Raw genomic sequence first — 25409 nt, 5'->3', positions numbered from 1 at the left:
TGTTAAATCCAGTCCGCGAGCACCGCCAAAACTTCCGCGCTTCGCGCCAGATGGGCTGCGTCGCAATGCGGTCTCACTATGATGAATTCATCGGGGCACGATGTCGACCAGATCCGATGCACGTCGTTTGCCGCATTCGATCTTTCGTTTCAATCGTTTCCCGGTCGTCGTTGTCGAGCAGACCACTGCGATTCGGCCAGTCAGTTTCCGTACTTCCCGATCGAGCCGGATTCGCCGTAGGCGCATGCACTTTCACTGCGAACTGAACTACTGGTCTGGTCCGTTTGACACGCACGCCCTGTCATAAATCACATCAGACGGTATTTGCGTGGATCGCGGCACACCGCGTTATGCGGTGTCCTCGAGGGAGACGCGTTCCCGAGCCGGTTTCAATGCGAAGGAGTTAGCGATGGTCAAGGTTACCGCGGCAGCAGCCGCAGCGGATGTCGAAACGATACGACAGGATTCTGCCGAGGCGGAGTTTCCGACGCTCGTGCAGGTGATTCTCGCCGGTGGTTCCGGCACCCGGTTGTGGCCGGTGTCGCGCGAACAGTTTCCAAAGCAACTGATCGACGTGATCGGCAATCAGACTTTGCTGCAAGCAACCATGGGGCGCATGGCGGGTTTTGATGGCGCATGGAACGTCGCGGCCGATCCCGTGATCGTCTGCGGAACCGAGCATTATTTCGCCACTTACGAGCAGGCGCGCGAGATCGGCGTGAACGCGCGGATCGTGGTCGAGCCCACGCGTCGCGATACGGCGCCGGCATTGACGCTTGCCGCGCTGACGGCATGCCCGGAAGACGAAGACGCGATTCTGGTCGCAATGCCCGCCGACCATGCGATCGCGAATCTCGAAGCGCTTCATCACGCGCTGGACATCGCCGCGAGGCATGCGCGCGACGGCGCGATCGTCACGCTGGGCGTACCGCCCGAACGGCCCGACACGGGCTTCGGTTATATCCGGCTCGGCGACGCATTGCCGGACGGCGCGCGCCGCATCGAGCGCTTCGTCGAGAAGCCCGCGACGGAGCTCGCGGCGCAGTACGTCGCGTCGGGAAATTACTGGTGGAATAGCGGCATGTTCGTGGTGCGAGCGTCGGTTTGGCTCTCCATCATCGAGCAGTTTCAGCCGGACATGCACGCGGCCTGCGTTCAGGCATACCGCGACGCGAAGAAGACTGAAGAATGCATCATGCCGGACGCCGAGGGGTTTCTGGATTCGCCGTCCGACTCGATCGACTATGCGGTGATGGAGCAGCTTGGCAAACCGGAGTCGGCGTTTTCCGGCGTGGTGGTGCCGCTCGAAGCAGGTTGGTCCGATCTCGGCTCGTGGGATGCCGTATGGCAAGCGATGGAGAAGGACGACTGCGGTAACGCGGCCAGCGGCCGCGTGCTGTTCGAAGGGGCCACCGCGACCTACGCACGCTCGCAAGGAGGCAGGCTTCTCGCCTGCGTCGGCACCAACAACATGATCGTGATCGAGACCGACGACGCGGTGCTCGTCGCGGATCGCTCGCATGTGCAGGACATCAAGGGACTCGTGTCGCGGATCAGGGCCGAGAAGTCGCCGGAGGCCGATGCGCACAGAAAAGTGCGTCGCCCGTGGGGCTTTTACGACTCGATCGATCATGGCGAGCGCTTTCAGGTGAAGCGCATCGTCGTGATGCCCGGCGGTCGTCTGTCGTTGCAGATGCATCATCATCGCGCCGAGCACTGGGTCGTGGTGTGTGGAACCGCGCTCGTCACGCGCGGGGAAGAGCAGTTTCTTCTTGGCGAAAACGAATCGACCTATATCCCGTTGGGTGTTCGCCATCGGCTCGAAAATCCGGGCCGCGTGCCGCTGCAGATCATCGAGGTGCAGTCGGGTACTTATCTCGGCGAAGACGACATCGTTCGTTTCGACGACAAGTACGGGCGTTGTGGCTGATGCGACGGAGTCGACCTGCTACGTCCTATGAGGGGGCTGTGATGCGATTGCTGACTGGTCTGCTGGCGAGAGCGTTCGACGTCGCGATGATCGTGGCTGGGGCATTTGCGGCCTCCCAGATCCGCTTCGACGGCGGCTCGCAACGGAGCTTTTATTTCGCCTTCGTCGCTTTTGCCGCGGCGTTTGCTCTCGCGGTCTTTCCGGCGCTCGGCGTCTATCAATCGTGGCGTGGCCGCTCGAAAAGAGTGCTGGCGAGCCAGGTGGCGCTGGGCTGGCTCGTCGTCCAGGCCTGCGCGATGGTGCTGATGTTCTCGCTGCACCGGATCGATTTCGTGTCGCGACTCTGGTTCGTGTACTGGACCGGCATTTCGGGCGCGGCAATGATGGCCGGCCGGCTGCTCACGCATGCCCTGCTTGGGCGCATGCGTCATGCGGGGATGAACTTGCAGCAGGTCGCGGTGGCGGCGTGCGGCGATCATTGCGACGAGATCATCCATAAGATCGAGACGTCGCCCGCGGCCGGCTTTCGCGCGAATGCGCTGTATAACCTGCACCCCGGCTGCTGTATTCCGCCGCGCTCGTCGGTGCAGGTCTTCGAAGAACAGGGCGCGTTCGCTCGCTACGTGCGCGAACAGCAGATCGGCGAAGTGTGGCTCGCGCTGCCGCTCACCGAGGAGCGCGCGATTCTCAAGCTGGTGGCGGAGTTTCGCAACGACCTGATCAATGTGCGCTTCATGCCCGACGTGCGCTCGCTTGCGCTGTTCGAAGGCAGCATGACCGAGTTGCTCGGCTTGCCGACGATCAATCTTGCCGCGTCGCCACTGCCGCCGAAGGCCTTGGTGCAGAAAGACCTGTTCGATCGTCTGTTCGCGCTCGCCGCGTTGATTGCGATCTCGCCGATACTGCTGGGCTGCGCGATTGCCGTCAAACTGAGTTCGCGCGGGCCGGTGTTCTTCAAGCAGCGTCGCAAAGGCGCCGACGGCCGCGTATTTACGATCTACAAGTTCCGCACGATGCGCCTTCACGAGCAGAAGCCGGGCATTCTCGAACAGGCCACGCGCGACGATCCACGCATCACGACCATCGGCGCGTTCCTGCGCCGCACGAGTCTCGACGAACTACCGCAGTTCTTTAACGTGCTGCGCGGCGATATGTCGGTGGTGGGGCCGCGCCCGCATGCGCTCGAACACGACGATCTCTATCAGAACATCGTGTCGGGCTATATCCACCGTTATCGGATCAAACCCGGCATTACCGGCTGGGCGCAGATCAACGGCTATCGCGGCGAAACCGATCGCCTGGAAAAGATGGAGGGCCGCGTCGCACACGATCTGTACTACCTGCGCAACTGGTCGTTCTGGCTCGACATGAAGATCATTCTGGCCACGATTTTCAAGGGGCTTCATCATCCAAACGCGTATTGAGCATGATGCTATCCGGAGTTGAAAACGTAGTCAGACGAGCTGCGAAGCGGGTCTCGCTTTACCGCTTTCACCACGGTCACGAATTGCAGGCGAGAAAAATATTGGAGCGACTCGAAAGCAGGTATGGCAAGACCGATCCGAACAAACTGCGGCTCGCGGACACCTATGCGCGAGACGTGTTCGGCGACCCGGTCTACGCACCCTGGCTGCGCGTTTATACCGCGTTTTGCGGCACTTTCAAGGAAGGCTGGATTCCGGACAACTACTACGGCATCGTCGTCGTGCCGCATATGCAAGGCTGGTACGGCAAGATTTCGAGCCTCAAGCCGATTTCACGGCTGATCTTCGACGGCGACGAATTGCCGGACGTCGCGTACTTTGCCAATGGGCTGTTCTTTACCGACAAAGGCGTCGTGGTGCCCGAGCGCGATCTGACAGACGTCGTGTTCGAGCATACCGAACGCGTCGTATTCAAGCTCGACGGTTCCGGACAGGGCAACGGTGTCTACTTCTTCGACCGTCCCAACTTCGACCCCGCGGTCATCAGATCGCTCGGCAATGGCGTGATTCAGACGTTCATCAAGCAGCACAGTCTGTTCGCTACGTTTGCTGCGAAGCCGGTGGCGACATTGCGCTTCACGACCGTGGTGGACGAGACCGGTCGAATTTCCATTCGGGCCTGCTACTTGCGACTCGGCAGAGCGGACGATACGCATGTGCTGAGCGATCGCGAGGTATGCGTGCCGGTCGACCTCGAAACGGGCGTACTGTGCGACGAGGGGTATATGAGCGACTGGGCCGCGGTGGACGCGCATCCAGACTCGGGCGCGCGCTTTGCGGGCGTGAAGATTCCATGTTTCGAGACATGCAAGCTCACCGTGCTGCGCCTGCACATGAAGATTCCGTTTGCGCGCTGCATCGGCTGGGATCTCACGGTCGACGCGAACGGCCAGGTCAAGGTGATGGAGTGGAACGGCAAGCACAACGACGTCAAATTCAGCGAGGCGACGCAAGGCCCGTGCTTCGCGGATCTGCATTGGGAACGGCTGAGGGCTGAACCTGAGTTTGCACGGCTGCCACCGGGCTGATCGGGCAGGCCAGGAAAACGTAGTAGGAGACGCGACGTGAGCGAACAGTTATGGTGCGTCCATATCGAAGGACTGAACGACTTCATTGCCGTCGATTCGGAGGAATCGGCGCGGTACGAGGCGTCGGAAATCAATGCGTATATCGATCGCGCCGACAGAAGCTCGCGCGCCGCCCGCTTGCGCGCGGTGGTGGTCGAATGGCCGTATGGCGCCGACGCTCACGCAAGAGCGCTCGATGACGACTGGCACGATCTGCAACATATGCCACACAGACAGCAGGCCGTCGCGCGGTCCGGCGGCGCGTTGTCGAATCTCGCGCGACGCGTTAGAGAACTGCTGAGCGTCGCGCGCACGGACAAGGACGACGCATGAAGCGCGGCTATGGGCACCCGGATCTCGCGGACATCAATGCGGGCGGCGAATTGCGCTTCGCGGAAAACCTCACGCCGCGCGAATCGAATCGATGACCAGTTGCATCGCCGGCGTGATGCGCCGGTTTCTGCGCAGAATCAGCCCATACGGTGCGAGCCGGCCGCGCAGCGGCGTCGCGATCGCGGCGATCGCATCGAGCGCGACGTAGTACTGCGCGACCGAACTCGGCAGTACGGCGAGCATGTCCGAATCGCGCAGCAACGACAGCGTGGTCAGAATCGACGACGTCTCGACCGTGCTGACCGGCGGCGCGACGCGCGACTCGCGAAACGTTTGATCGATGACCTGGCGCATCGGGCTCGGATGCGGCTGGATGATCCACGGATAGCGCGCGAGGTCCGCGAGCTTCGGCCGCATGCCCGTTTGTTTGCCTGTTTTCACGGCCGGATGATCGGGCCGCACGACGATCGACAGCGCCTCTTCCGCCAACGTTTCGAAGCTCAGATCGAGCGCCGGAAAGTCATCGGGAATCCGGCCAATCACGATATCGAGCTGATCCTGTTGCAGCGACTGCACGAGCACGTCGCTGGTGTCGATCGTGACCGCCATCTGCAGGCGCGGGTGCGCTTCCTTCAGCTTGACGATCGTGTGCGTCAGCAATTCGGGCGACGGCGCCATCACCGCGCCGATGCGCACCTTGCCGATGTCGCCGGCCTCGATGCCGGCCAACTCCTCGCGCAACTCGTCGAGATCCTCGAACACGACGCGCGCGTAGCGCATCACGGCCTCGCCGAAGATCGTCGGCTCCATGCCGCGCGCATGGCGCACGAACAGCGATACGCCGAGCGTGTCTTCGAGTTCCTGCAGGGCCTTGGTCGCGGCTGGCTGGGTCATCGCGAGATCGTCGGCGGCGCGCCGCAGCGATTCCGTTTCCGACAGCGCGACCATCAGTTGCAGATGACGCAGGCGCAAGCGTTTGCGAATGGCCGCGGCGGGCGGGATCATGAGCGATAACTTTAGCGAATCGGCCGATTCGAATTATTCAGTGGTCAGTTATCGGATAGTTTCGCACACTAGCGGTTATCGCAGGACGGCAATCGCAACGCCGTTCGCGTTGACAAGACAAAACCGGAGACGACGCATGACGACGACCGCGAGCCCCGCGCTCGACAGCGCGATTGCCAAAGCGCGCACGAGGCTGCTGCCTTTTCTGATCCTGATGTACGTACTGGCGTTCATCGACCGCGCGAACGTCGGCTTCGCGAAGAACGTGCTGCAGGCCGACACGGGCTTGAGCGACGCGGCGTTCGCGTTCGGCGCCGGCATTTTCTTCATCGGCTATGCGGTGTTCGAAGTACCGAGCAACCTGCTGATGTACCGCTTCGGCGCGCGCGTCTGGATGAGCCGCATCATGGTCACTTGGGGCATCGTGTCCGCATGCACGGCCTTCGTCGACAGCGCCACGAGCTTCTACGTGCTGCGCACGCTGCTCGGCATCGCCGAAGCTGGTTTCTTTCCCGGCATCATCCTGTTTCTGTCGAACTGGTTTCCCGCGAAAACGCGCTCGCAGACGATTGGCATGTTCTATTTCGGTTTCCCGCTCGCGCTCCTGCTCGGCAGCCCGATCTCGGGTCTGCTGCTCGATGCGGGCAATCCGTTCGGCATGCATCCGTGGCAATGGCTGTTTGTCATCGAAGGGCTCGCGGCGTCGGTAGTGGGCGTCGCCGCTTACTTCTATCTGACCGACCGGCCCGTGCAGGCGCGCTGGCTCGATGGCGAAGAGCGTGATGCACTGGATCAGGCGTTGCGCCAGGAAGACCGCCAGAAGCTCGCGCATGGTCCGGCTTCGGTGCTCGCGGCGCTGCGCGATTCGCGCGTACTGTTCTGCGGCCTGATCTACTTCGCGGTGCAGATGAGCGTGTATGGCGTCGTGTTCTATCTGCCAACCCGCATCGCCGGGCTCGCGAGCGGCGGCCACGTCGGCGTCGAGGTCGGAATGCTGACAGCGATTCCGTGGATCGCCGCGATCATCGGCACGTTCTGGGTGACGCGCTACGCCGACCGCCACGGTCATCACCGTACCTGGGCCGCGGCGATGCTCGCGCTCGCGGCGTTCGGCATTGCCGCGTCGGCGATGACGTCGTCGGTCACGCTTGCGATTGCCGCCTTCTGTTTCGCCGCCATCGGCTTCGTCTGCGTGCAGCCATTGTTCTGGACGCTGCCCACCGGTTACCTGGGCGGCGCCGCGGCCGCGGGCGGCATCGCGTTGATCAATTCGATCGGCAATCTGGGCGGCTTCGTCGCGCCGAATTTGAAAGGGTTGGCCGAGCGCGCGATCGGCTCTTCGCAGGCGGGCATGTTCTCGCTCGCGGTGGTCGGCCTGATCGGCGCATTGCTGCTGCTGACGTTCCGCTTCGCCCCTGCCGCCTCCCATTCCGTCTCTCATCGCAGCGGCCCGCTCGGCGAACGCCCGGGCCACTGACTCTCTGAAGGAAATCGTCGAACATGAAAATCAAGCATATCCGAACGCGTGTTTTCGAGTGGAAAGGCAAAGTCGTGCCGCCACAAGCGCATTTCTGCACGAACGCGGTCGATATTCTGTACGAGCGTGGCGATGCGATGGGGTCGTTCCGCTTTCACGGCTGGCTCGTCGTCGAAATCGAATGCGACGACGGTACCGTGGGCATCGGCAATTGCGCGCTCGCGCCGCGCATCGCGAAGCAGATCATCGACGAATACCTCGCGCCGATCGCGATCGGCGAAGACCCGTTCGACAACGAATACATCTGGCAGAAGATGTATCGCCGCACGCTCGCGTGGGGCCGCAAAGGCATCGGCATGGCGGCGATCTCCGCGATCGATATCGCGCTGTGGGACATCATGGGCAAGGCCGTGAAAAAGCCGGTGTTCAAGCTGCTCGGCGGGCGCACGAAAGAAAAGATCTGGTGCTATGCATCGAAGCTTTACAACAACGATGATCGCGATGCTTTCCTCGGCGAAGCGGAAAGCTATCTGGACAGCGGCTTCACCGCGATGAAGATGCGCTTCGGCTACGGTCCGAAAGACGGCTCGAAAGGCATGGCGAAGAACATCGAACAGGTGCGTCTGTTGCGTGAACTGGTCGGCGACGAAGTCGACATCATGCTCGAATGCTATATGGGCTGGACGCTCGAATACGCGCGCAGAATGCTGCCGCGCCTCGCCGAATTCAATCCACGCTGGATCGAGGAGCCAGTGATCGGCGACGACGTCGAAGGCTATCAGGAGTTGAAGAAGATGAACCTGATGCCGGTGTCGGGTGGCGAGCATGAGTTCACGAGCTATGGCTTCAAGGATCTGCTCGAACGCCGCGCGATCGACGTGATCCAGTACGACACGAATCGCGTGGGCGGGATCACGGCGGCGCGCAAGATCAACGCGATGGCCGAAGCGTGGTCGGTGCCGGTGATTCCGCATGCGGGACAGATGCACAACTATCATCTGACGATGTCGAGCACCGCGAGCCCGATGTCGGAGTTCTTCCCGGTGTTCGATGTCGAAGTTGGCAACGAATTGTTCTACTACATCTTCGAAGGCGAGCCGCAGCCGGAAAATGGCTATCTGCAACTGTCGGACGACGTGCCGGGTCTTGGCATCAAGTTGAGCGACAAGTATCTTGCCGACTTCAACATCGTCGAATGAGTGGACCGATTACGACGTGGTCGAAGATGCGCATGCCGCGTTTCAACGCGAGAGCGTGCCGTCGCTGATCGATTTCCGTCTGCCCGGCGATCAAGCTTTCGAGCGTGCGGTGGCGACCGAACGCGGTGGCCGCTATAGTCTCGCCGCGTTCAGGAACGCGCTCGCGCTGACGCAAAGCAACGTCACGCAAGGCCTGCTGTTCGCGCCGGTCAACAAGACCTCGCTGCATCTGGCCGGCATGGAAACCGGCGACGAGATGGAGTGGTTCGCGAAGCAGCTCGGCTACACGGGCAGCTTCTGCGAGTTCAACGTGCTCGACGAGCTATGGACTTCGCGCGTGACCTCGCATATGGCGTTGAAGGACGTCAGCGCGAAGCTGTCGCAGGAGCGCATCGTCGGCGCGGTGCGGCTGATTCACGAAGGCCTGAAGCGAGCCGGCCATCCGCGGCCGCGTATCGCGGTATGCGGTTTCAATCCGCACAACGGCGACAACGGCGCGTTCGGCCGCGAGGAGATCGACGTGATCGCGCCGGCCGTCGAGGCCGCGCGCAAGCTCGGCTACGACGTGCAGGGACCGTTTCCCGCCGACACGATCTTCGTGCGTGCGCGCGACCAGAGGGCCTTCGATGGCGTCGTCACGATGTACCACGATCAAGGCCAGATCGCGATGAAGCTGATGGGTTTCTGGCGAGGCGTGACCGTGCACGGCGGCTTGCCGATTCCGATCGCGACGCCCGCGCACGGCACCGCGTTCGACATCCACGGCCAGGGCAAGGCCGACGTCGGCGCGACGCAGAAGGCATTCGACATCGTCACGCGGATGGCGACGGAGCGCGTGAACTAACGCGTCAGCGTTTCCTGCGCGGCCCGGTCGAGGCGCGCACCACGAGCTCGGGCGGCGGCCCGAGCACCATCGACGGCTGCCGCTCCGGCGTCTGGATCAAACGGATCAGGCTCTTGATCGACAACTCCGCGACGGCCGCGGTTTGAATCGCGACCGTGGTCAGCGCCGGATGCACCTGATGCGCGAGCTGAATGTCGGTGATGCCGATCACCGACACGTCGTCGGGCACCGAGCGGCCGAGCGTGATCAACGCCTGGATCGCGCCGATCGCGAGCAGGTCGTTGGTCGCGAAGATCGCGCTCAGTTGCGGGCGGTTCGCCATCAGTTCCATGCAGGCGGCGAAGCCGGCGTCGATCGAGTCGCGAATCTGCAACACGGCGGCCGCATCGGCTTCGATGCCGGCCATGCGCATCGCGGCGCGAAAGCCGTTCGAGCGCGCGTCCTGCAAACCGCCGCAACCGTCGCCGATCAGCAAGCCGATCTCGCGATGGCCGAGTCCGAGCAGATGCCCCGCGGCCAGCTCGCCGGCACGCGCGAAGTCGACTGCGATGCACGGTAGCTCGGGCGGCGACTCGGGGTGCTCCCACATGGCGAGCAGAATCGGCGCGCTATGCGTCGCCGATGCGCACAGGTCGTTGATCGTGATGTCCGTGTTCATCACGAGCACGCCGTCGGCGAGCGTGCCCGCAATCTGGTTCAGATACGCGCGGCCGATTTCGGCATCGTCGTCGGTATTGCAGACCATCAGGAAGTGGCCGGTCTTGCGCGCCGCGCGCTCGGCGGCGAGCACGAACTCCGGGTAAAACGGGTTCGAGATGTTCGACAGCATGAGCGCGAGCGTCGACGAACGGCCTTCGGCGAGCGCGCGCGCATTCAGGTTCGGCCGGTAGCCGAGCTCGGCGATCGCCTGCAGCACGCGCTCAGCCGTTTCAGGGCGGACTTTCTCGCGATTGCGCAGCACGTTGGAGACCGTGGCGGCGGTAACCTGCGCGCGTTTCGCGACTTCGGACAACGTGACCATGTCGGGTTATCCCATATTTAGGGAGGTCAATTCAAATGTTGCAAACGGGCTGCGACATTGCTAACTTTCTCGAAAACGTAAGGAGACACCCACCATGACTTTTCCCGTCGAACTCGAATTTAAGCGATTAAATGCCGCCGGCACAAGGCCAAGGCGTTTTATTTCGGCGAAAATTTAAGCGGTTAAATCAAGGCGGAGACAGCATGGCGACGATTCGTTTGAGCGATGTGCAAAAGGCCTACGGCGACCATCCGCCGGTGATCCGGCGCGTGAATCTCGAGATCGCGCAGCATGAATTCTGCGTGTTTCTCGGCCCCTCGGGCTGCGGCAAGTCGACCTTACTACGGATGATCGCCGGTCTCGAAGACCTCAGCAAAGGCGAACTGCATATCGGCGGCCGCCTCGTCAACGATGTGCCGGCCGCCGAGCGCGGCGTCGCGATGGTGTTCCAAAGCTACGCGCTGTTTCCGCACATGACCGTGTTCGACAACATGGCGTTCGGATTGAAGCTCGCGAAGCAGCCGAAGGACGTGATCGAGCGCAAGGTGCGCGAAGCCGCGCGGATTCTACAACTGGAAAGCTTGCTCGAACGACATCCGAAAGCGCTGTCGGGCGGCCAGCGGCAGCGCGTCGCGATCGGCCGCGCGATCGTGCGCGAGCCGGGCGTGTTTCTGTTCGACGAGCCGCTATCGAATCTCGATGCCGCGCTGCGCGGCCAGACGCGCGTCGAGATCGCGCGTCTGCATCAGCGCTTCGCGAATGCGAGCGTCGTGTACGTCACGCACGATCAGGTCGAAGCGATGACGCTTGCCGATCGCATCGTGCTGCTGCATGCGGGCGCGGATGCCGAGCGCTTCGGCAGCATCGCGCAGAGCGGTGCGCCACTCGAGTTGTATCACCACCCGAAGTCGCGCTTCGTCGCGGGCTTTATCGGCTCGCCGCGTATGAACTTCGTCGATGCGACCGTCGAGTCGATCGAACCGGGGCGTGTGACGGTGGCGCTCGTGGCCGGCGCGGAAAAGCTGGTCGCGCACGTCGACGGTACACGGCTGCAACGCGGCCAGCGCGTCACGCTCGGCGTGCGCCCCGAGCATCTGCGGCTCGATGGCGACGAACAGTTCATTCAGTGCACGACCGTGCTATCGGAACGGCTCGGCGAGCACAGTTATATCCACGCGGACCACGCGGGAGGCACGCTGATCGCGAAGGCGCCCGGCGATACGCCGCCCGGCGCGGGCGAGCGCATCCGCGTCCATGTTCCGCCCGCTGCCTGTCATCTGTTCGACGAACAGGGACTCGCGCTGCGGCGTAGCACGTTCGAGCCGGAACGCGCGGCCGCCTGAACGATCGTCGACGGCGGACCTGCTTGAACGGCTCGTCGGACTGAATTCCGCCATAGAGCGGGTTACATCGCCGGCCACGCTGCGTAGCCGGTCAACAAGGTAGACAAGGAGACATAGATGATCGCTCTTCGCCTTCGCCGTTTTGCACAGGTGTCGATCGCCGCGGCCGTGGTGGCCGGCGCGCTCGGCAGCGCCGTGGTCGACGCGGCCACGCTGAACGTCAACGTATCGGCGCGTGGTAATCAGCGCTCGACCTGGCAGGACGCATTCGACCAGTTCAAGAAAGCCAATCCCGACATCGACCTGAAAATCACCTACGTGACCGAGGAAGCCTACAAGGTGCAGATGGGCGGCTGGCTCGCCACCGATCCTCCCGACGTCGTCTCGTGGCACGACGGCGAGCGGATGGCCTATTACGCGCAACGTGGTCTGCTCGAAGATCTGAGCTCGGACTGGGCGAAGAACGGCTGGTCGCAGCAGTATGCGTCGGTCAAGGACGCGTCGACGTACAAGGGCAAGCAGTATGCGGCACCGCTCGGCTATGACGCGTACGGCTTCTTCTATCGCAAGGATCTGTTCGAGAAGGCCGGCATCAAGAGCGAGCCGAAAACGTGGGACGAACTGCTCGAAGCCAATAAGAAGCTGAAGGCGATCGGCGTCGCGCCGATCGCGGTGGCCGCACGCGACAGCTGGACGCTGGCCGCCTGGTTCGACTATCTCGATCTGCGCATCAACGGCAACGAATTCCACCAGAAGTTGATGGCCGGCGAAATTCCATACACCGATCCGCGCGTGAAGAAGGTCTACACGACGTGGAAGACGCTGCTCGACAATCACGACTTTATCGACAATGCGCTGTCGTACGACGTCGATTCGATCGGCCCGATCCTCAACAATGGCAAAGCCGCGATGATGCTGATGGGCACCTTCTTCTCGGCGAGCTTCCCGCCGTCGATCAAGGATCAGATCGGCTTCTTCCGCTTCCCGGTGATCGACGCGAACGTGCCGATGGCCGAGGACGGCCCCGTCAGCGTGCTGCTGATTCCGGCGAAGGCGAAGAACAAGGCCGACGCGCGCAAGCTGCTCGCGTTCATGGAGACGCCGAAGATCAACGCCGAACTTGCGAAGGGCTGGGGAACCTTGCCGTCGAACAGCCAGGCGGCGCCGCCTGAAGATGCGATTTCGAAGGTCGGCTTCCAGACGCTCGCGAACACGAAGGGCGGCATCGCGCAGTTCTACGATCGCGATATGCAAAAGGAAATGGCCGACGAAGGCATGAAGGGCATGCAGCAGTTCTACAGCGATCCGTCGCAACTCGACAGCGTGCTCGCTCATCTCGAAGCGACGCGCAAGCGCATCTACCAGAAGTAAGTCCCGCCGGGCCGGCCGCGTGAACGGCCGGCTACGGCGCCCAGATTCCGCCTTCGATTTCCGACGAGGCCGTTCCATGTCTCATACCGCAGCACGCCGCCTGCCCGCGGCGCGGCACCGTCGCGTCTCGACGACGCGCCGTCATCAGCATCGCGCCGCGTTTTTCTTTCTGCTGCCGGGCTGCGCGTTGTTCGCGCTGTGCGTGATCTATCCGATCATCAGCAGCATTTCGCTGAGTTTCTACCACTGGGACGGCATGACGCCGAAGACCTTCGCCGGTCTCGCCAATTACGTCGAGCTGTTTCAGTCCGATACGTTCTATACGGCGCTGAAGAACAACCTGATCTGGCTCGCGCTGTTTCTGCTCGCGCCGCCTCTCGGTCTGCTGTTCGCGCTGTATCTGAACCAGCAGGTGCGCGGCATGCGCGTCGTGAAGTCGCTGTTTTTCGCGCCGTTCGTGCTGTCGGGCGTCGTGATCGGTCTCGTATTCAGCTGGTTCTACGATCCGACGTTCGGGCTGCTGCGGCTGATCGTCGGCCGTGGCATCCCGGTACTCGGCGATCCGCATACGGTCACGTTCGGCATCATCTTCGCCGCGCTGTGGCCGCAGGCGCCGTTCTGCATGATCCTGTATCTGACCGGGCTCACCGGTATCAATCCCGAGGTGGTCGAGGCTGCGCGCATGGAAGGCGCGCAAGGGCTGCGACTGCTGTGGCACGTGATCCTGCCGCAATTGCGGCCCGCCACCTTCATGGCGGTGGTGCTGACCGTGATCGGCGCACTGCGCAGCTTCGATCTGATCGCGGTGATGAGTGGCGGCGGTCCGTTCGACAGCTCCACCGTGCTCGCCTATTTCATGTACGACCAGGCGATCAAGTACTACCGCGAAGGCTATTCCGCCGCGATTGCGGTCGTGCTGTTCGCGATCATGCTCGTCTATATCGTGTTCCATCTGCGCCGCATGCTGCGCGAGGAAAGCTGATTCTCTGAACCTCAGGAGTACCCGGTCATGTATCCGCTTCCCGTCGAACGCTGGAAACCGCTGAATCGCACGCTTTACAAGGCCTCGCTGCCGCTGGCGTTGTTCATCTGGCTGCTGCCGATGCTCGCCGTGCTGCTGACCTCGATCCGCTCGACGGATGAATTGTCGCAAGGCGACTACTGGACGTGGCCGAAACACTTCGCGTTGCTGGAGAACTACGGCACTGCGCTCACGCAAACGCCGATGCTGCATTACTTCGCCAATAGCGTACTGATCACGGTGCCGTCGGTGATCGGCGCGATCGTGCTCGCGTCGATGGCGGGCTTCGCGTTGGCGACGTATCGCTTTCCGGGCAACACGGCCGTGCTGTTCGCGTTCGTCGCCGGCAATTTCGTGCCGATCCAGATCCTGATGATTCCGGTGCGCGACATGGCGCTGAAGTTCGGCCTGTTCAACACCGTGTGGGCGCTGGTGATCTTTCATGTGTCGTTTCAGACCGGCTTCTGCACCTTGTTTCTGCGCAACTTCATCAAGCAACTGCCGTTCGAGATGATCGAGGCCGCGCGCGTCGAAGGCGCGGGCGAGTGGACGATCTATCTGCGCATCGTGCTGCCGCTGATCCGCCCCGCGCTCGCCGCGCTCGCGATCCTCGTGTTCACGTTCGTGTGGAACGACTACTTCTGGGCGCTGTGCCTCACGCAAGGCGACGACGCCGCGCCGATCACGGTGGGCGTCGCCGCGCTGAAAGGGCAGTGGACGACTGCGTGGAACCTCGTCGCGGCGGGCTCGGTGCTGGCCGCGTTGCCTTCGGTGCTGATGTTCTTCGGCATGCAGAGGCACTTCGTCGCCGGACTGACCTTCGGGGCGAGCAAGGGATAAACGGCGCTTGAAACACGATTGAAACGACGGCTCGACGTCAACTCACCACGAGACTTTCACATGCAACTTGGTGTCTGCTACTACCCGGAACAATGGCCGCGCGCGATGTGGGCCGACGACGCGCAACGTATGGTCGAACTCGGCATCACGCATGTGCGGATCGCCGAATTCGCGTGGAGCCGTATGGAGCCGCGCGCCGGCGTATTCGACTGGCAATGGCTCGACGAAGCCGTCGACGCGCTCGCGAATGCGGGCCTCAAACTCGTGCTCGGCACGCCGACCGCTTCGCCGCCGAAGTGGCTCGTCGACGCCCACCCGGACGTGTTGCCGGTGCGCGCGGACGGCACGCGCTGGAATTTCGGCTCGCGGCGTCACTACGATATTTCGAGCGACACGTACCGGCGCGAATGCGTGCGCATCGTCACCGCGATGGCGAAGCGCTATGGCCGGCATCCGTCGCTCGTCGCATGGCAGACCGATAACGAACTCGGCTGCCACGACACGGTGCCGAGCTATTCGGCTGCCGCGTTGCAGCGCTTTCACGTGTGGCTGCAGCGGCGCTACGCAACGATCGGCGTATTGAACGACGCGTGGGGCAACGTGTTCTGGAGCATGGAGTACCCGTCGTTCGACGCGATCGGGCTGCCGACGCTGACACCCACCGACGCCAATCCGATCCATCTGCTCGACTTCCGCCGCTTCATGTCCGACGAGGTGGCGAGCTTCCATCGCGAGCAGATCGACGTATTGCGCGAGCATGCGCCGAACGCGGATCTGCTGCACAACTTCATGGGCTTTTTCACGACCTTCGATCACTATCGCTTCGCGGCCGACAACGCGATCGACGTCGCCGCATGGGACAGCTATCCGATTGCGCGCACTGAGTCAATCGCGTTGCCGGAGGAGCAGAAGGCGCGCTTCGCGCGTACCGGACATCCCGATGTGTCCGCGTTCGATCACGACCGCTACCGGGGCATTGGTGGCGGGCGCTTCTGGGTGATGGAGCAGCAGGCCGGTCCCGTGAACTGGGCGTCGTGGAATCCGATTCCGGCGCCGGGCATGGTGCGGCTATGGGCGTACGAGGCGTTCGCGCACGGCGCGGAACTGGTGTCGTATTTCCGTTGGCGTCAGTGCCCGTATGCGCAGGAGCAGATGCATTCCGGGCTCAATCTGCCCAACAACGAACTGTCGCCGGGCGGTCTCGAGGTGCAACGGGCCGCGCGTGAGATCGCGGGCAGTGCGGCGCTCTCGACGCTCGCCGCGCCCGCGCGCGCGGCCACCGCGCTGGTATTCGACTACGAGACGCAGTGGATGTTCGAAATCCAGCGTCACGGCAAGGGCTTCGACTACCAGACGCTCGCGTTCGACTACTACGAGTCGCTGCGCGAACTCGGGCTCGATATCGATATCGTGCCGAGCCGGGCAGATCTTTCGCGCTATCAGCTAGTCGTGGTGCCGAGTCTCGCGGCGATCGACGCCGCGCTCGTCGAGCAGATCGCGCGTTCGAACGCCCAATGGGTGTTCGGCCCACGCAGCGGCTCGAAAACCGACGCGTTCGCGATTCCCGGCAATCTGCCGCCCGGCGCGTTGCAGCGCGCGCTGCCGATCCAGGTGCTCGAAGTCGAAACGCTGCGCTCGACGCTCGCGCCCGCGCTGTCGATCGACGGCACCGAGGGTCACGCGCTGCACTGGCGCGAGCATGTGCGCGCCAATGGCGAGACACGCGTTGCCGCGCGCTTCGACGATGCCTGGCCCGCGCTGCTGACGCACGGCAACGTGCGCTATGTGGCCGGCTGGCTGTCGCATGAACTGCATCGCACGCTGTTGCGGCAGGCGGCGCGCGACGCGGGCCTCGATACGCAGGTACTCGCCGACGGACTGCGGCTGCGCCGCCGCGGCGGCTTGACCTTCGCATTCAATTTCGGCGCGCAACCGGCGCAGGCGCCGGCACCGCGCAATGCGACGTTCGTGCTCGGCGAGCTGCGCCTGAATACCGGCGACGTCTGCGCGTGGAAAGACGCGTGACGTGGTGTGGTTGTCACGTCACGTCACGTCAGGAAGTCAACCAGGGAGGAAGTGGCAGCAGCAGTCAGAAACTCGCAGTTCAAAACTCGAAGGTTGCAACACGGACGCATCAAACCAGGACCAGGCGGCCCGCCAGGAGCCGCCATCAATCGATGGAGGATGACGGATGAACCGAAGAGAAATGCTGGGATGGCTGGCGGGCGCCGCTGCGGCGGCGGGTGTCGGCGCGACGCTCGGCACGCCCGCTGTTGCGGCGGAGCAGGGTGGGGCGCCCGGCAACGCCACGGCGCAGGACGCCGCCGCGCGCGCGAGCCGCTTCGCGATGGGCGCGGATGTCTCGACGTTGCTCGAACTCGAAGCGAACGGCGCGAAGTACTACGAGCATGGCGAGGCGCACGACTGCCTGCATATTCTGAAGCGTCACGGCGTCGATTCGATCCGTATCAAGGTGTGGAACGATCCTGGCAATCCGGACTTCTTTCCGGCCAATCAGAGCCCCGCGGCCGGCTGGAACAATGCCGGGCACGTGCGCATTCTCGCGCGCCGCGCCGCCGCGCTCGGCCTGCGTATTCTGATCGACTTCCACTACAGCGACTGGTGGGCCGATCCGGGCAAGCAGTACCCGCCGCACGACTGGGCCGGCAAGGACATCACCGAGACCTGCGCGCTGCTGTCCGCGTATACATCGAACGTGTTGCGGATGCTCGAGCGCGACGGCGTGCATCCCGAGTGGGTGCAGATCGGCAATGAGATCACCGGTGGCATGCTGTGGCCGCTCGGCAAGTACGATCAGCTCGATAACCTCGCGGCGCTGCTGAAGGCCGGGCACGACGCGGTCAAATCCGTCGACGCGCGCATCAAGGTGATGCTGCATATCGACAGCGGCGGCAACAACGCGACGAGCCGCTGGTGGTTCGACAACATGACGCAGCGTGGCGTCACGTTCGACGTGATCGGCCTGTCGTATTACCCGCAATGGCAGGGCTCGTTCAGCGACCTGCAGGGCAATGTGAACGATCTTGCGACGCGCTACGACAAGGACGTGATCGTCGTCGAGACCGCGTATCCGTGGACCACCAGCGACGGCGATCCGGAACCGGACTCGATGACCAACGTCGGCACCTCGCCGTACCCGCAGACGCCCGCCGGCCAGGCGCAGTTTCTCGGCGCGGTGACCGATATCGTGAAGGGGATCCCCGACGGACACGGCAAGGGCGTGTTCTGGTGGGAGCCCGAGTGGATTCCGACGCCGAACGTCGGGTGGAAAGTCGGCGCCGGCGACCAGTGGGACAACAACACGCTGTTCGATTTCCACGGCAATGCACTGTCGTCGCTGGATGCGTTCCGGCAGCGCTAGCGCATCGCGGGTGACGCGCGGCTGAATGCGCGCCAGCCGCTACGCGCATGGGGACACGCCGGCATCACCGTGCCGGCGATGCCTGCCCCTTGTGCTGGTTCACGCACTCCGACGTGATCGCCATGCTCGCCTGATCGGGCGTCATGTGGGGCGCGTCGGGGCTGTAGATTTTTTCGATGATCGCGTCGACGGCCGCGCGGTCGGACGGGTCTTTGTAGTAGTGGGCGGCCTGCTCGAGCGCCTGAGCTTTGGTCTTTTTGTGTGCGCGCCACGACGCGACCTGGCCGGCGATATCGCCGAGCGCGAAACATTGATCGCTGACGGTCTGCGCGACGGCCTGAGCGGCCGGCTGCGCGATGCACAGCGCGACGAGCGCGGATACGACTACGCGTTTCATTACCGGAGTCCTGAAATGAGACGGCGGCGGCGCGGAAGCGGCGGTGGTCGCCGCGCCGGGCCGCGCGCGGAAAAATTGTTGCGTAGTGTATCGGGAAGTGGGCCGGGGCGCTTTTTTCCGCCGTGGATCACATGCCGCAGGCGAACGGGTGTGACGTCGATGCGTCACAGCGGCAGCGGCCGATCCTTTAGCCAGGTTTCAGGCGCGGCGATGGTTCTGATTGCCGTGCTGCTGTGTGTCGATCAACTGCTCGCGTTCTGGTAAGCGAGAGATTCCAGGCGTTCAGCGAAACAAAAAGCCGCCCTGCGATTCGCAGGGCGGCTTCTGGGTCACCACTCGATCGAACCGTTACCGGTCCGCTGGCGCGCACATTTCATTGCACGCTCAATGGCCGAACGACTCCGTTTTCGACGCACCCGCGTCCACCGCGTGCGGCCGTGCCGCCTGCTTGATCAGCAGCGCGACGCACGACAGCAGACCCGCCACCGCGATCGTCGCGAAGATGCCGCCGAACGAAAAGTGGCGGCGCGCCAGCTCGGCTACGAGGAACGAACCCGCAATGCCGCCGAAGCGGCCGACGCCAAGCATCCACGCGACGCCCGTGCCGCGGCCCACGGTCGGGTAGAACGCGGCGGCGAGCGCCGGCATCGACGATTGCGCGGTGTTCATCAGCACGCCGGCAATGAACACGATCAGGACGAGCGCGCCGACGTTGCCGGCCGCCTGACCGATGAAGTACACGCTGACGGCGGTCAGTGCATAGCAGGCCGCGATGATGCGATTCGCGTTGAAGCGGTCCATCAGCACGCCGGCCAGCACCGCGCCGACGCCGCCGAGCGGGAACAGCGCGGAGATCAGCGTCGCGCGTTGCGGCGTGAGGCCGGCGTCCTTCAGCAGGATCGGCATCCAGTTGATCGATGCGTAGAAGATCACGAGGCCCATGAAGTACGCGAGCCACAGCATCACCGAACCGACGATGTACGAGCGCGACAGCACGACGCCGAGACCCTTGCCGCCGGTTTGCGGCGCGGTTTCGGTCATCGTGAAACCGACGGCCTGCACCGCGTCGCCGGAAATGCGCGCGAGAGCGGCGCGAATCCGTTCGGCCGGCTTGTTATTCGCGACCATGTAGCGGACCGACTCCGGCATCTTCGCGAGCAACAGCAGCAACAGCAGCAGCGGCGTGACGCCGCCGAGGATCAGCACGCTGCGCCAGCCCAGATGCGGAATCATCCACGCGGCGAGGAAGCCGCCGAACGCGGCGCCGAGCGGGAAGCCGCAGAACATCAGGTTGATCATGGTGGCGCGGCGGTTGTCCGGGCAGTACTCGCCCATCATCGTGACCGCGTTCGGCATCGCGGCGCCGAGGCCGACGCCGGTGACGAAGCGCAGCACGGTCAGTTGGTCGATGCCGGTCGAGAACGCCGACGCGAGGCAGGCGAGGCCGAACAGCAGCACCGAGCCGATCAGCATCGAGCGACGCCCGAGGCGGTCGGACAACGGACCCGAGCCGAGTGCGCCGCACGCGAGGCCGAACAGCGCGGCGCTCAGCACCGGCGCGAGCGCGGGCTTGTTGATACCCCATTCGGTGATCAGTGAAGGCGCGATGAAGCCGATCGCAGCAGTGTCAAAACCGTCCAGCAGGACGATGATGAAGCACATGAAAAAGATCAGCCACTGGAACGGCGAAAACGGATGCTCGTTGATGAAGGTTTGAACGTTCACAGCGGGGCTGCGGTTCATGATGGTCTCCTGGCAGCGAAAGGCCCGACACGACGAGCTATTCTTCTCTAAGACTGTAACTGTACGCCGTCCGGCAACGGCGTACGATGCCTTCGGCGGGCCGACTGGCCGTTCATCGGCAATGAATCACACCCGGACGGATCGGTTTGACGGAATCGCGCCGGGCGAGGGAATTTGTTCGCATAAAGAACCGCGATTCTCTATGCGAACGCGCGCCACTGTAAGGAATGAAATCGATGCGGTCAACGGGGGAATACCCGAGCTTCGCGGTGGCGGACGTGCCCGCCGATGCGTGAGAGGCGGCGCGCTGCAATAGGACCGGAGAAAGGACGAGGCACGCCAGGCTCAACGCGGGCGCCTTCCGCAAAAGATAGTAAATGTTCTTCCGATATGTGCTTACCGTATCCCGCCACGTCGACAAAATCGTGAACAAATATCAATGACGTGTGGATACGAGGCGCATCTTCAGCGTGCGCGCTCGCGCATCGCCCAATACCGGTTGCCGAGAAAGCCCACGATCACGTAGACGGGAATGCCGCACAGTTGCGCGAGGTAGGGCGCGTGGGTGAGATGCAACACCGAAACCATCGTCGCGAGATTGGCCAGGTACGAGATCAGCACGACGATCAGAAAGCGGATGGCGGTGTGCCGCGTTGCCTCCGTCCTGAACGTGAACCTGCTGTTGAGCGCGAAGCTCAGTCCCACACCCATCGCGTAGCCGACTATGTTGGCAACTACAGGGATCGCGCCCGCCGCTTGCACGATAAAGATGATGGCGGCCGAGATCACCGTATTGAGGCCGCCAACCAGAAGATACTTGATGAACTGGCGAAGAGGTTCGGTACGCGATGCTGTCGTGCGTAGACTGTTCATCGAATGGCCGCCTTCATGCGGCGCTCGCGTAGACGGCGTATTGGGCGCCGAGCGGAACATGGGTCAGATATTTTTCGAGTGGACGTAGTTTGGCCAGCATGTGAGGAAAGAAAATCCGGAAGCGCACGACAACGTCGGAAAAGCCTGCATCGAAGCACGCCTGCTTCATGTTGCGCGCGGTGATCAGTTTGGCGTTCACATCGAACTCGCAGGTGTTGACCGCCCTGACGGTCAGCGGGTTCAGCGGATTATGCTCGAAGATGACGACCGTGCCCCGCGGACCCACGACGCGCTTCAGTTCGCCCAACAAATGAACATGCTCGGCGTGATCGATATGATGGAACACGCACATCGCATAGGCGAGATTGAATTCGCCCTGCTCGAAAGGCAGCGTGTGGCCGTCGAAGTGGACGAAGCGCGACGAATCGGGAAAGCGGCTTTGCGCGACTTCCAGTGAACGCTCCGATACATCCGCACACGTGAGCTGTGCGTCCGGCAAATAGCGCTTCACCCATGGAATCGACGTGCCCACGCCCGATCCGAAATCGAGCATGCGCGCGGGCAGCGCATCGCGTCGCGTCATCTCCTCGGCGATGTCGCGGATCTTGTACTCGGCGAAAAACTCGGGACCTTCTCCCGATGCCGCGATGTTACGGGCGTGCAGCGAAAGATACTCGTCAGCAAAGCTGTCGAACTCGGCCTTGTCCATGCTGTTCATCCTTCCCGTGATACATCGGTTCCAAAGAGTAATTGGAAAGCGATCTGGCGTGACGGTTCATGCATTCTCTATTGTCGCCACGACCCAATCATACGGGACCGCGCGAACAATCGCATGGCCTTGCGCGTATCGGCATGCTGAAGCAGACCAGTGTCAGTAAAAAGTAGTTGTTCGCATTCCGATGTGGTAATTCCGTTGCGGCTCTAATTCGACGTTTTTTCCGATGCCTTAGTACATTTCGGACAAAGAGGTCCCTATGCTTGCCTGTGGTCGGCGATGCGTACTAATGTCCAACTAGGTTAAACGCCGGACTCTGTGCCTGACTCTGGGTCGAGCCAGCTTCAGAATGGGGAGTTGCCTATGACGACGATGAATCTCGTCGTACCGTGCTACAACGAAGAAGAGGTTATCACCGAGACCAGCAAGCGGCTGCTTGCACTTCTGGAGCGATTGATCGAAGCCGGCGAGGTGAGCAACGAAAGCCGCATCACTTTCATTGACGATGGTTCCCGCGACCGTACCTGGTCGATCATCGAAGTGCTGCACGCGCAGAATGCCCGCTGCGGCGGCATCAAACTCTCGCGCAACCGCGGCCATCAGAATGCGCTGCTCGCCGGTCTGATGACGGCTCAAGGCGATGTACTCGTGAGCCTCGACGCGGATCTTCAGGACGATATCGAAGCCATTCCACGCATGCTCGCGGAATATCAGTCAGGTGCGGAAATCGTCTTCGGCGTGCGTCACAAACGTACGACGGACACATTCTTCAAGCGCTTCACCGCTCGCAACTACTACAAGTTGCTCCGGACGTTCGGCGTCGATATCCTGCCGGGCCACGCGGATTTTCGCCTGATGAGCCGCAAGACAGTGGAAGCGTTACGTCAGTTTCAGGAGGTCAATCTTTTTCTGCGCGGCATCATTCCGCTGCTCGGGTTCAAGACTGCGATCGTCGAATACGAGCGCGCCGCGCGCTTTGCGGGCGAGAGCAAATACCCGCTCAGTAAAATGATCGTTCTCGCGCTGGACGGCATCACGTCGTTCTCCGCCGTTCCCTTGCAATGGAGTACGCGCATCGGCGCATTGCTGGCGGTCGGCTCGCTGTGCTTCGGCGCATGGGCCGCCTATGCGCGCATCTTCACCAACCTCACGGTGCCCGGCTGGGCTTCGACGGTAATCCCAATGTACTTTCTCGGCGGTATCCAGTTGCTCTTCCTCGGTGTGATCGGCGGCTACATCTCGAAGACGTACGCCGAAACCAAGCAGCGTCCTCGTTTCATCATTGAGCAAACGTTATGAATTTTCCCGTCGATCGTTCGCCGCCGGCGACTGCGGGCGCCGACGCGGCGTCCGGAGACGCGCTGTTTTCGCGCTCCGGCCGGCTCGCCACAATTCTTCCGCGCGTGCTTTTCATCGTCACCGTGCTGTATGGCGGAGCGTTGTTCTGGATCGCGCCGCGTCCGCCCTTGGTGGACTTGCCGCAACACGCTGGACAGGTGATGTTGCTGCGCGCTCTGCTCGAGCATACGTCGCCGTGGCAAAACCTCGTGCAGCTCAATCTGCTGACGCCGTATCTCGTCGGCTACGGCCTCGCGCTGCCGCTCACGTATCTGATGCCGATCGGCGCCGCGCTCAATTGCGTGCTGATGCTCGCGTATTTCGCGTTCGTGGCGTCATGCGTGGGCTTTCGCAGGTATCTGGGCGGCGATCCACGGCTCGACTGGCTGTTCGTGCCGGGATTTTTCGGCTTCGCCTTCATGTGGGGCTTCTATACGTTTCTGGTCGCGACCCCGTTGGGCATTCTGTTCATGTGGCTCTCGCACGACTATGCGAAGGCGACGTCCGTCAGGAAGGGAGTATGGATGTTCGTTGCGGGCACGGCGCTGTTCTTCTGTCACGGGCTCGTGTTTCTGCTTGCGATGGCGGTAGGCGTCGGCTTCGTGCTGTTCAAACAGAAGACGTTCGTCCGCAAGATCCTCGCGCTCGCGCCGTTCGTGCCGCTAGGTGTGCTGTGCATCGCGTATATGTATTGGAGCCGCGCGACCGATCCGCTGCTCGGGCAGACGGTGCCCGGCGTAGACGTATTCAAATGGGGCTTCGACTTGCAGCGGGTGCTCTCGCTGCCCGTCTACGTGTGGGGCATGAACAAAAGCGCGGCCGTGTATTTGCCGCTCGTCGCCCTGATGTTCGCCGCGCCGTGGCTGTGGCGCAACAGGATCAATCCCGATCGCTCGGTCATCGTGCCGATGCTCGCCGTGGCGTTCGTGTGGTTCGTCGTGCCCGGCACGGCGCTGAAGACTGCGTACCTGTATCACCGTTTCGCGCTATTTCTGTTGCCCGCCTATGCGTTGATGTTCTGCGCGCCGCAAACGTCGGCGAGCGGCGCTCGCCGTGCGTCGTCCGGTCCGAGCGGGGGAGCGCTGATTGGTGTCGCCGTACAAGCGTTGATCATCGCCGGTTGCTGGATTTTCTTTGCGGACCAGACCATTCGTCTGCATCGTTTCGCCGTCGAGAACGCGCCGCTGGACGCGCTGCTGTCACGGACCGAACCGGACCAACGCGCGCTAAGTCTGATATTCGATCGCGCGAGTCCCGCGTACAGGAGCCCGGTCGCGTACGAGCACCAGTCGCTGTGGTATCAGGCGGAGAAACGCGGTTTCGTCGATCCGAACTTCGCGACTTACGTGCCGCAGATCGCGCGCTTCAGGCCGGGCATGATGCCGATGGCCCCGCTGACGCTCGAACACGATCCGGCGGGTTTCGAATGGAATAAGGACAATGGCCGTTTGTACCGCTATTTCTTCGTTCGCAAGGAGGGGCCGTTGCCGAAAGATTTCTTCGCCAATAGCGAATGCGATGTCACCCTGGTGGTGCACGAGGGCGAATGGTCGCTCTACGAGCGGCGCAATTGTCGATAACGGCGCATCCGGCGTTGCGCCGTCATCACTTCATGTCGAACGACCGCTGGCCAGGCATTCGCGGCGCGCTTTGATGGGCCTGGCGCGTCGTTCATATCAGGCGACTTTTGCCGCGATCGCCTCGCCGACTTCGCTCGTGCGCCTTACCGCTCGAATGATCGAGGAAGTCGAGCATCATCGCTGCCGACCAGATCATCGCGAACGGATTCGCGATGTGCTTGCCGGCGATATCGGGTGCCGAGCCGTGCACCGGCTCGAACAGCGACGGAAACTTGCGGCTCAAACCACTGTACCCGGCGCTAGGCCGTGTTCACATTTAAAAGCGGCCCAAACGAGCAGGCAAGGGACGCGAACACGAGATAGCTGTCAGCGAGCTTGTCATACCGGGTGGAGACACGGCGAAAATGCTTGATACGGTTGAAGAAACGCTCGACCAGGTTGCGTGT

At 62.6% G+C, this 25409-nt stretch carries 21 protein-coding genes and 2 pseudogenes; 15 read left to right on the top strand and 8 right to left on the bottom strand.

Translation table 11 applies throughout. The features are described from left to right. Window positions 1-409: 409 nt before the first annotated feature. The 4 genes from HDG39_RS15065 (at window position 410) to HDG39_RS15050 (ending at window position 4814) form a co-directional block, all read left to right on the top strand. Entirely contained in the window at window positions 410-1930 is a 1521-nt protein-coding gene (locus HDG39_RS15065) for a mannose-1-phosphate guanylyltransferase/mannose-6-phosphate isomerase (RefSeq protein ID WP_184006639.1), read from the top strand. Window positions 1931-1971: 41 nt separating this feature from the next. After that, window positions 1972-3354, top strand: a complete 1383-nt coding sequence (locus HDG39_RS15060; RefSeq protein WP_184006638.1) for an undecaprenyl-phosphate glucose phosphotransferase — start codon at window positions 1972-1974, stop codon at window positions 3352-3354. Between the two features lie 101 nt (window positions 3355-3455). Further along, window positions 3456-4442: a sugar-transfer associated ATP-grasp domain-containing protein gene (locus tag HDG39_RS15055; protein WP_260327873.1), complete on the top strand. Its 987-nt coding sequence runs from the start codon at window positions 3456-3458 to the stop codon at window positions 4440-4442. A gap of 36 nt (window positions 4443-4478) precedes the next feature. Next, window positions 4479-4814: a hypothetical protein gene (locus HDG39_RS15050; protein ID WP_184006636.1), complete on the top strand. Its 336-nt coding sequence runs from the start codon at window positions 4479-4481 to the stop codon at window positions 4812-4814. A gap of 69 nt (window positions 4815-4883) precedes the next feature. Here the strand turns inward: HDG39_RS15050 and HDG39_RS15045 are convergent, their stop codons facing one another. Next, a complete protein-coding gene (locus tag HDG39_RS15045; RefSeq protein ID WP_184006635.1) occupies window positions 4884-5819 on the bottom strand; it encodes a LysR family transcriptional regulator in 936 nt (311 codons plus the stop codon). 136 nt (window positions 5820-5955) lie between these two features. Here HDG39_RS15045 and HDG39_RS15040 point away from each other — a divergent pair, with 136 nt between their 5' ends. Genes HDG39_RS15040 through HDG39_RS15030 form a run of 3 tightly spaced genes read left to right on the top strand, consistent with a single transcriptional unit; the run spans window position 5956 to window position 9339 of the window. Beyond that, entirely contained in the window at window positions 5956-7296 is a 1341-nt protein-coding gene (locus tag HDG39_RS15040; protein WP_184006634.1) for an MFS transporter, read from the top strand. Window positions 7297-7319: 23 nt separating this feature from the next. Further along, a complete protein-coding gene (locus tag HDG39_RS15035; RefSeq protein ID WP_184006633.1) occupies window positions 7320-8495 on the top strand; it encodes an L-rhamnonate dehydratase in 1176 nt (391 codons plus the stop codon). Then, on the top strand, window positions 8470-9339 hold the full coding sequence (locus HDG39_RS15030) for a 4-hydroxythreonine-4-phosphate dehydrogenase PdxA (protein WP_184006632.1): 870 nt from the start codon (window positions 8470-8472) through the stop codon (window positions 9337-9339). Before HDG39_RS15035 ends, HDG39_RS15030 begins: the two co-directional genes overlap by 26 nt. Window positions 9340-9343: 4 nt before the next feature. Here the strand turns inward: HDG39_RS15030 and HDG39_RS15025 are convergent, their stop codons facing one another. Continuing rightward, window positions 9344-10360, bottom strand: a complete 1017-nt coding sequence (locus HDG39_RS15025; RefSeq protein WP_090809209.1) for a LacI family DNA-binding transcriptional regulator — start codon at window positions 10358-10360, stop codon at window positions 9344-9346. Between the two features lie 203 nt (window positions 10361-10563). On the opposite strand from HDG39_RS15025, the gene HDG39_RS15020 reads away from it, so the two are divergent. From HDG39_RS15020 to HDG39_RS14995, 6 genes are all read left to right on the top strand, one after another. Beyond that, window positions 10564-11703, top strand: coding sequence for an ABC transporter ATP-binding protein (locus tag HDG39_RS15020; RefSeq protein WP_184006631.1), 1140 nt, complete (start codon window positions 10564-10566; stop codon window positions 11701-11703). Between the two features lie 117 nt (window positions 11704-11820). Further along, window positions 11821-13074, top strand: coding sequence for an ABC transporter substrate-binding protein (locus tag HDG39_RS15015; RefSeq protein ID WP_184006630.1), 1254 nt, complete (start codon window positions 11821-11823; stop codon window positions 13072-13074). Between the two features lie 76 nt (window positions 13075-13150). Continuing rightward, window positions 13151-14056: a carbohydrate ABC transporter permease gene (locus tag HDG39_RS15010; RefSeq protein ID WP_184006629.1), complete on the top strand. Its 906-nt coding sequence runs from the start codon at window positions 13151-13153 to the stop codon at window positions 14054-14056. Window positions 14057-14083: 27 nt separating this feature from the next. Continuing rightward, window positions 14084-14935 carry a carbohydrate ABC transporter permease gene (locus HDG39_RS15005; protein WP_018424689.1) on the top strand — a complete coding sequence of 284 codons (852 nt, stop codon included), beginning with the start codon at window positions 14084-14086 and terminating at the stop codon, window positions 14933-14935. A gap of 60 nt (window positions 14936-14995) precedes the next feature. Then, complete coding sequence (locus tag HDG39_RS15000) at window positions 14996-16960, top strand: beta-galactosidase (protein WP_184006628.1); 1965 nt, start codon at window positions 14996-14998, stop codon at window positions 16958-16960. Between the two features lie 166 nt (window positions 16961-17126). After that, window positions 17127-18317 carry a glycoside hydrolase family 53 protein gene (locus HDG39_RS14995; RefSeq protein ID WP_184006627.1) on the top strand — a complete coding sequence of 397 codons (1191 nt, stop codon included), beginning with the start codon at window positions 17127-17129 and terminating at the stop codon, window positions 18315-18317. Window positions 18318-18381: 64 nt separating this feature from the next. Here the strand turns inward: HDG39_RS14995 and HDG39_RS14990 are convergent, their stop codons facing one another. The 4 genes from HDG39_RS14990 to HDG39_RS14975 all read right to left on the bottom strand — a co-directional run bounded on the left by HDG39_RS14990 (window position 18382) and on the right by HDG39_RS14975 (window position 22039). After that, a complete protein-coding gene (locus HDG39_RS14990; protein ID WP_184006626.1) occupies window positions 18382-18714 on the bottom strand; it encodes a hypothetical protein in 333 nt (110 codons plus the stop codon). 384 nt (window positions 18715-19098) lie between these two features. Next, entirely contained in the window at window positions 19099-20457 is a 1359-nt protein-coding gene (locus HDG39_RS14985) for an MFS transporter (RefSeq protein ID WP_184006625.1), read from the bottom strand. 465 nt (window positions 20458-20922) lie between these two features. Beyond that, window positions 20923-21330 carry a GtrA family protein gene (locus tag HDG39_RS14980; RefSeq protein ID WP_184006624.1) on the bottom strand — a complete coding sequence of 136 codons (408 nt, stop codon included), beginning with the start codon at window positions 21328-21330 and terminating at the stop codon, window positions 20923-20925. A gap of 13 nt (window positions 21331-21343) precedes the next feature. Then, the gene (locus HDG39_RS14975) at window positions 21344-22039 is read right to left on the bottom strand and encodes a class I SAM-dependent methyltransferase (protein ID WP_184006623.1); all 696 of its coding nucleotides are present in this window, start codon (window positions 22037-22039) and stop codon (window positions 21344-21346) included. 369 nt (window positions 22040-22408) lie between these two features. On the opposite strand from HDG39_RS14975, the gene HDG39_RS14970 reads away from it, so the two are divergent. Both HDG39_RS14970 and HDG39_RS14965 read left to right on the top strand, forming a co-directional pair. After that, window positions 22409-23344, top strand: coding sequence for a glycosyltransferase family 2 protein (locus tag HDG39_RS14970; RefSeq protein ID WP_184006622.1), 936 nt, complete (start codon window positions 22409-22411; stop codon window positions 23342-23344). Beyond that, window positions 23341-24963: a hypothetical protein gene (locus HDG39_RS14965; RefSeq protein WP_184006621.1), complete on the top strand. Its 1623-nt coding sequence runs from the start codon at window positions 23341-23343 to the stop codon at window positions 24961-24963. Before HDG39_RS14970 ends, HDG39_RS14965 begins: the two co-directional genes overlap by 4 nt. 160 nt (window positions 24964-25123) lie before the next feature. On the opposite strand, the pseudogene HDG39_RS14960 reads toward HDG39_RS14965, so the two are convergent. After that, window positions 25124-25240: pseudogene (locus HDG39_RS14960) on the bottom strand (isocitrate/isopropylmalate family dehydrogenase); the annotation flags it as partial. 22 nt (window positions 25241-25262) lie between these two features. Then, window positions 25263-25409 (bottom strand): annotated as a pseudogene (locus HDG39_RS14955) (IS5/IS1182 family transposase); the annotation flags it as partial.

The sequence above is a fragment of the Paraburkholderia lebeckiae genome, assembly GCF_014201005.1.
GTDB classification, from domain to species: domain Bacteria; phylum Pseudomonadota; class Gammaproteobacteria; order Burkholderiales; family Burkholderiaceae; genus Paraburkholderia; species Paraburkholderia tuberum.
The sequence above is the reverse complement of the archived record's forward strand: the minus strand, read 5'-3'. Positions and strand labels throughout refer to the sequence as shown.

Bases quoted from the DNA above. Each gene is read 5' to 3' on its own strand.
- HDG39_RS14985 (WP_184006625.1), bottom strand. From the start codon at position 20,457: ATGAACCGCAGCCCCGCTGTGAACGTTCAAACCTTCATCAACGAGCAT.
- HDG39_RS15045 (WP_184006635.1), bottom strand. From the start codon at position 5,819: ATGATCCCGCCCGCCGCGGCCATTCGCAAACGCTTGCGCCTGCGTCAT.
- HDG39_RS14990 (WP_184006626.1), bottom strand. From the start codon at position 18,714: ATGAAACGCGTAGTCGTATCCGCGCTCGTCGCGCTGTGCATCGCGCAG.
- HDG39_RS15065 (WP_184006639.1), top strand. From the start codon at position 410: ATGGTCAAGGTTACCGCGGCAGCAGCCGCAGCGGATGTCGAAACGATA.
- HDG39_RS15040 (WP_184006634.1), top strand. From the start codon at position 5,956: ATGACGACGACCGCGAGCCCCGCGCTCGACAGCGCGATTGCCAAAGCG.
- HDG39_RS15000 (WP_184006628.1), top strand. From the start codon at position 14,996: ATGCAACTTGGTGTCTGCTACTACCCGGAACAATGGCCGCGCGCGATG.
- HDG39_RS15020 (WP_184006631.1), top strand. From the start codon at position 10,564: ATGGCGACGATTCGTTTGAGCGATGTGCAAAAGGCCTACGGCGACCAT.
- HDG39_RS15060 (WP_184006638.1), top strand. From the start codon at position 1,972: ATGCGATTGCTGACTGGTCTGCTGGCGAGAGCGTTCGACGTCGCGATG.
- HDG39_RS14970 (WP_184006622.1), top strand. From the start codon at position 22,409: ATGACGACGATGAATCTCGTCGTACCGTGCTACAACGAAGAAGAGGTT.
- HDG39_RS15005 (WP_018424689.1), top strand. From the start codon at position 14,084: ATGTATCCGCTTCCCGTCGAACGCTGGAAACCGCTGAATCGCACGCTT.
- HDG39_RS15035 (WP_184006633.1), top strand. From the start codon at position 7,320: ATGAAAATCAAGCATATCCGAACGCGTGTTTTCGAGTGGAAAGGCAAA.
- HDG39_RS14980 (WP_184006624.1), bottom strand. From the start codon at position 21,330: ATGAACAGTCTACGCACGACAGCATCGCGTACCGAACCTCTTCGCCAG.
- HDG39_RS15025 (WP_090809209.1), bottom strand. From the start codon at position 10,360: ATGGTCACGTTGTCCGAAGTCGCGAAACGCGCGCAGGTTACCGCCGCC.
- HDG39_RS15015 (WP_184006630.1), top strand. From the start codon at position 11,821: ATGATCGCTCTTCGCCTTCGCCGTTTTGCACAGGTGTCGATCGCCGCG.
- HDG39_RS15010 (WP_184006629.1), top strand. From the start codon at position 13,151: ATGTCTCATACCGCAGCACGCCGCCTGCCCGCGGCGCGGCACCGTCGC.
- HDG39_RS14975 (WP_184006623.1), bottom strand. From the start codon at position 22,039: ATGGACAAGGCCGAGTTCGACAGCTTTGCTGACGAGTATCTTTCGCTG.
- HDG39_RS14995 (WP_184006627.1), top strand. From the start codon at position 17,127: ATGAACCGAAGAGAAATGCTGGGATGGCTGGCGGGCGCCGCTGCGGCG.
- HDG39_RS14965 (WP_184006621.1), top strand. From the start codon at position 23,341: ATGAATTTTCCCGTCGATCGTTCGCCGCCGGCGACTGCGGGCGCCGAC.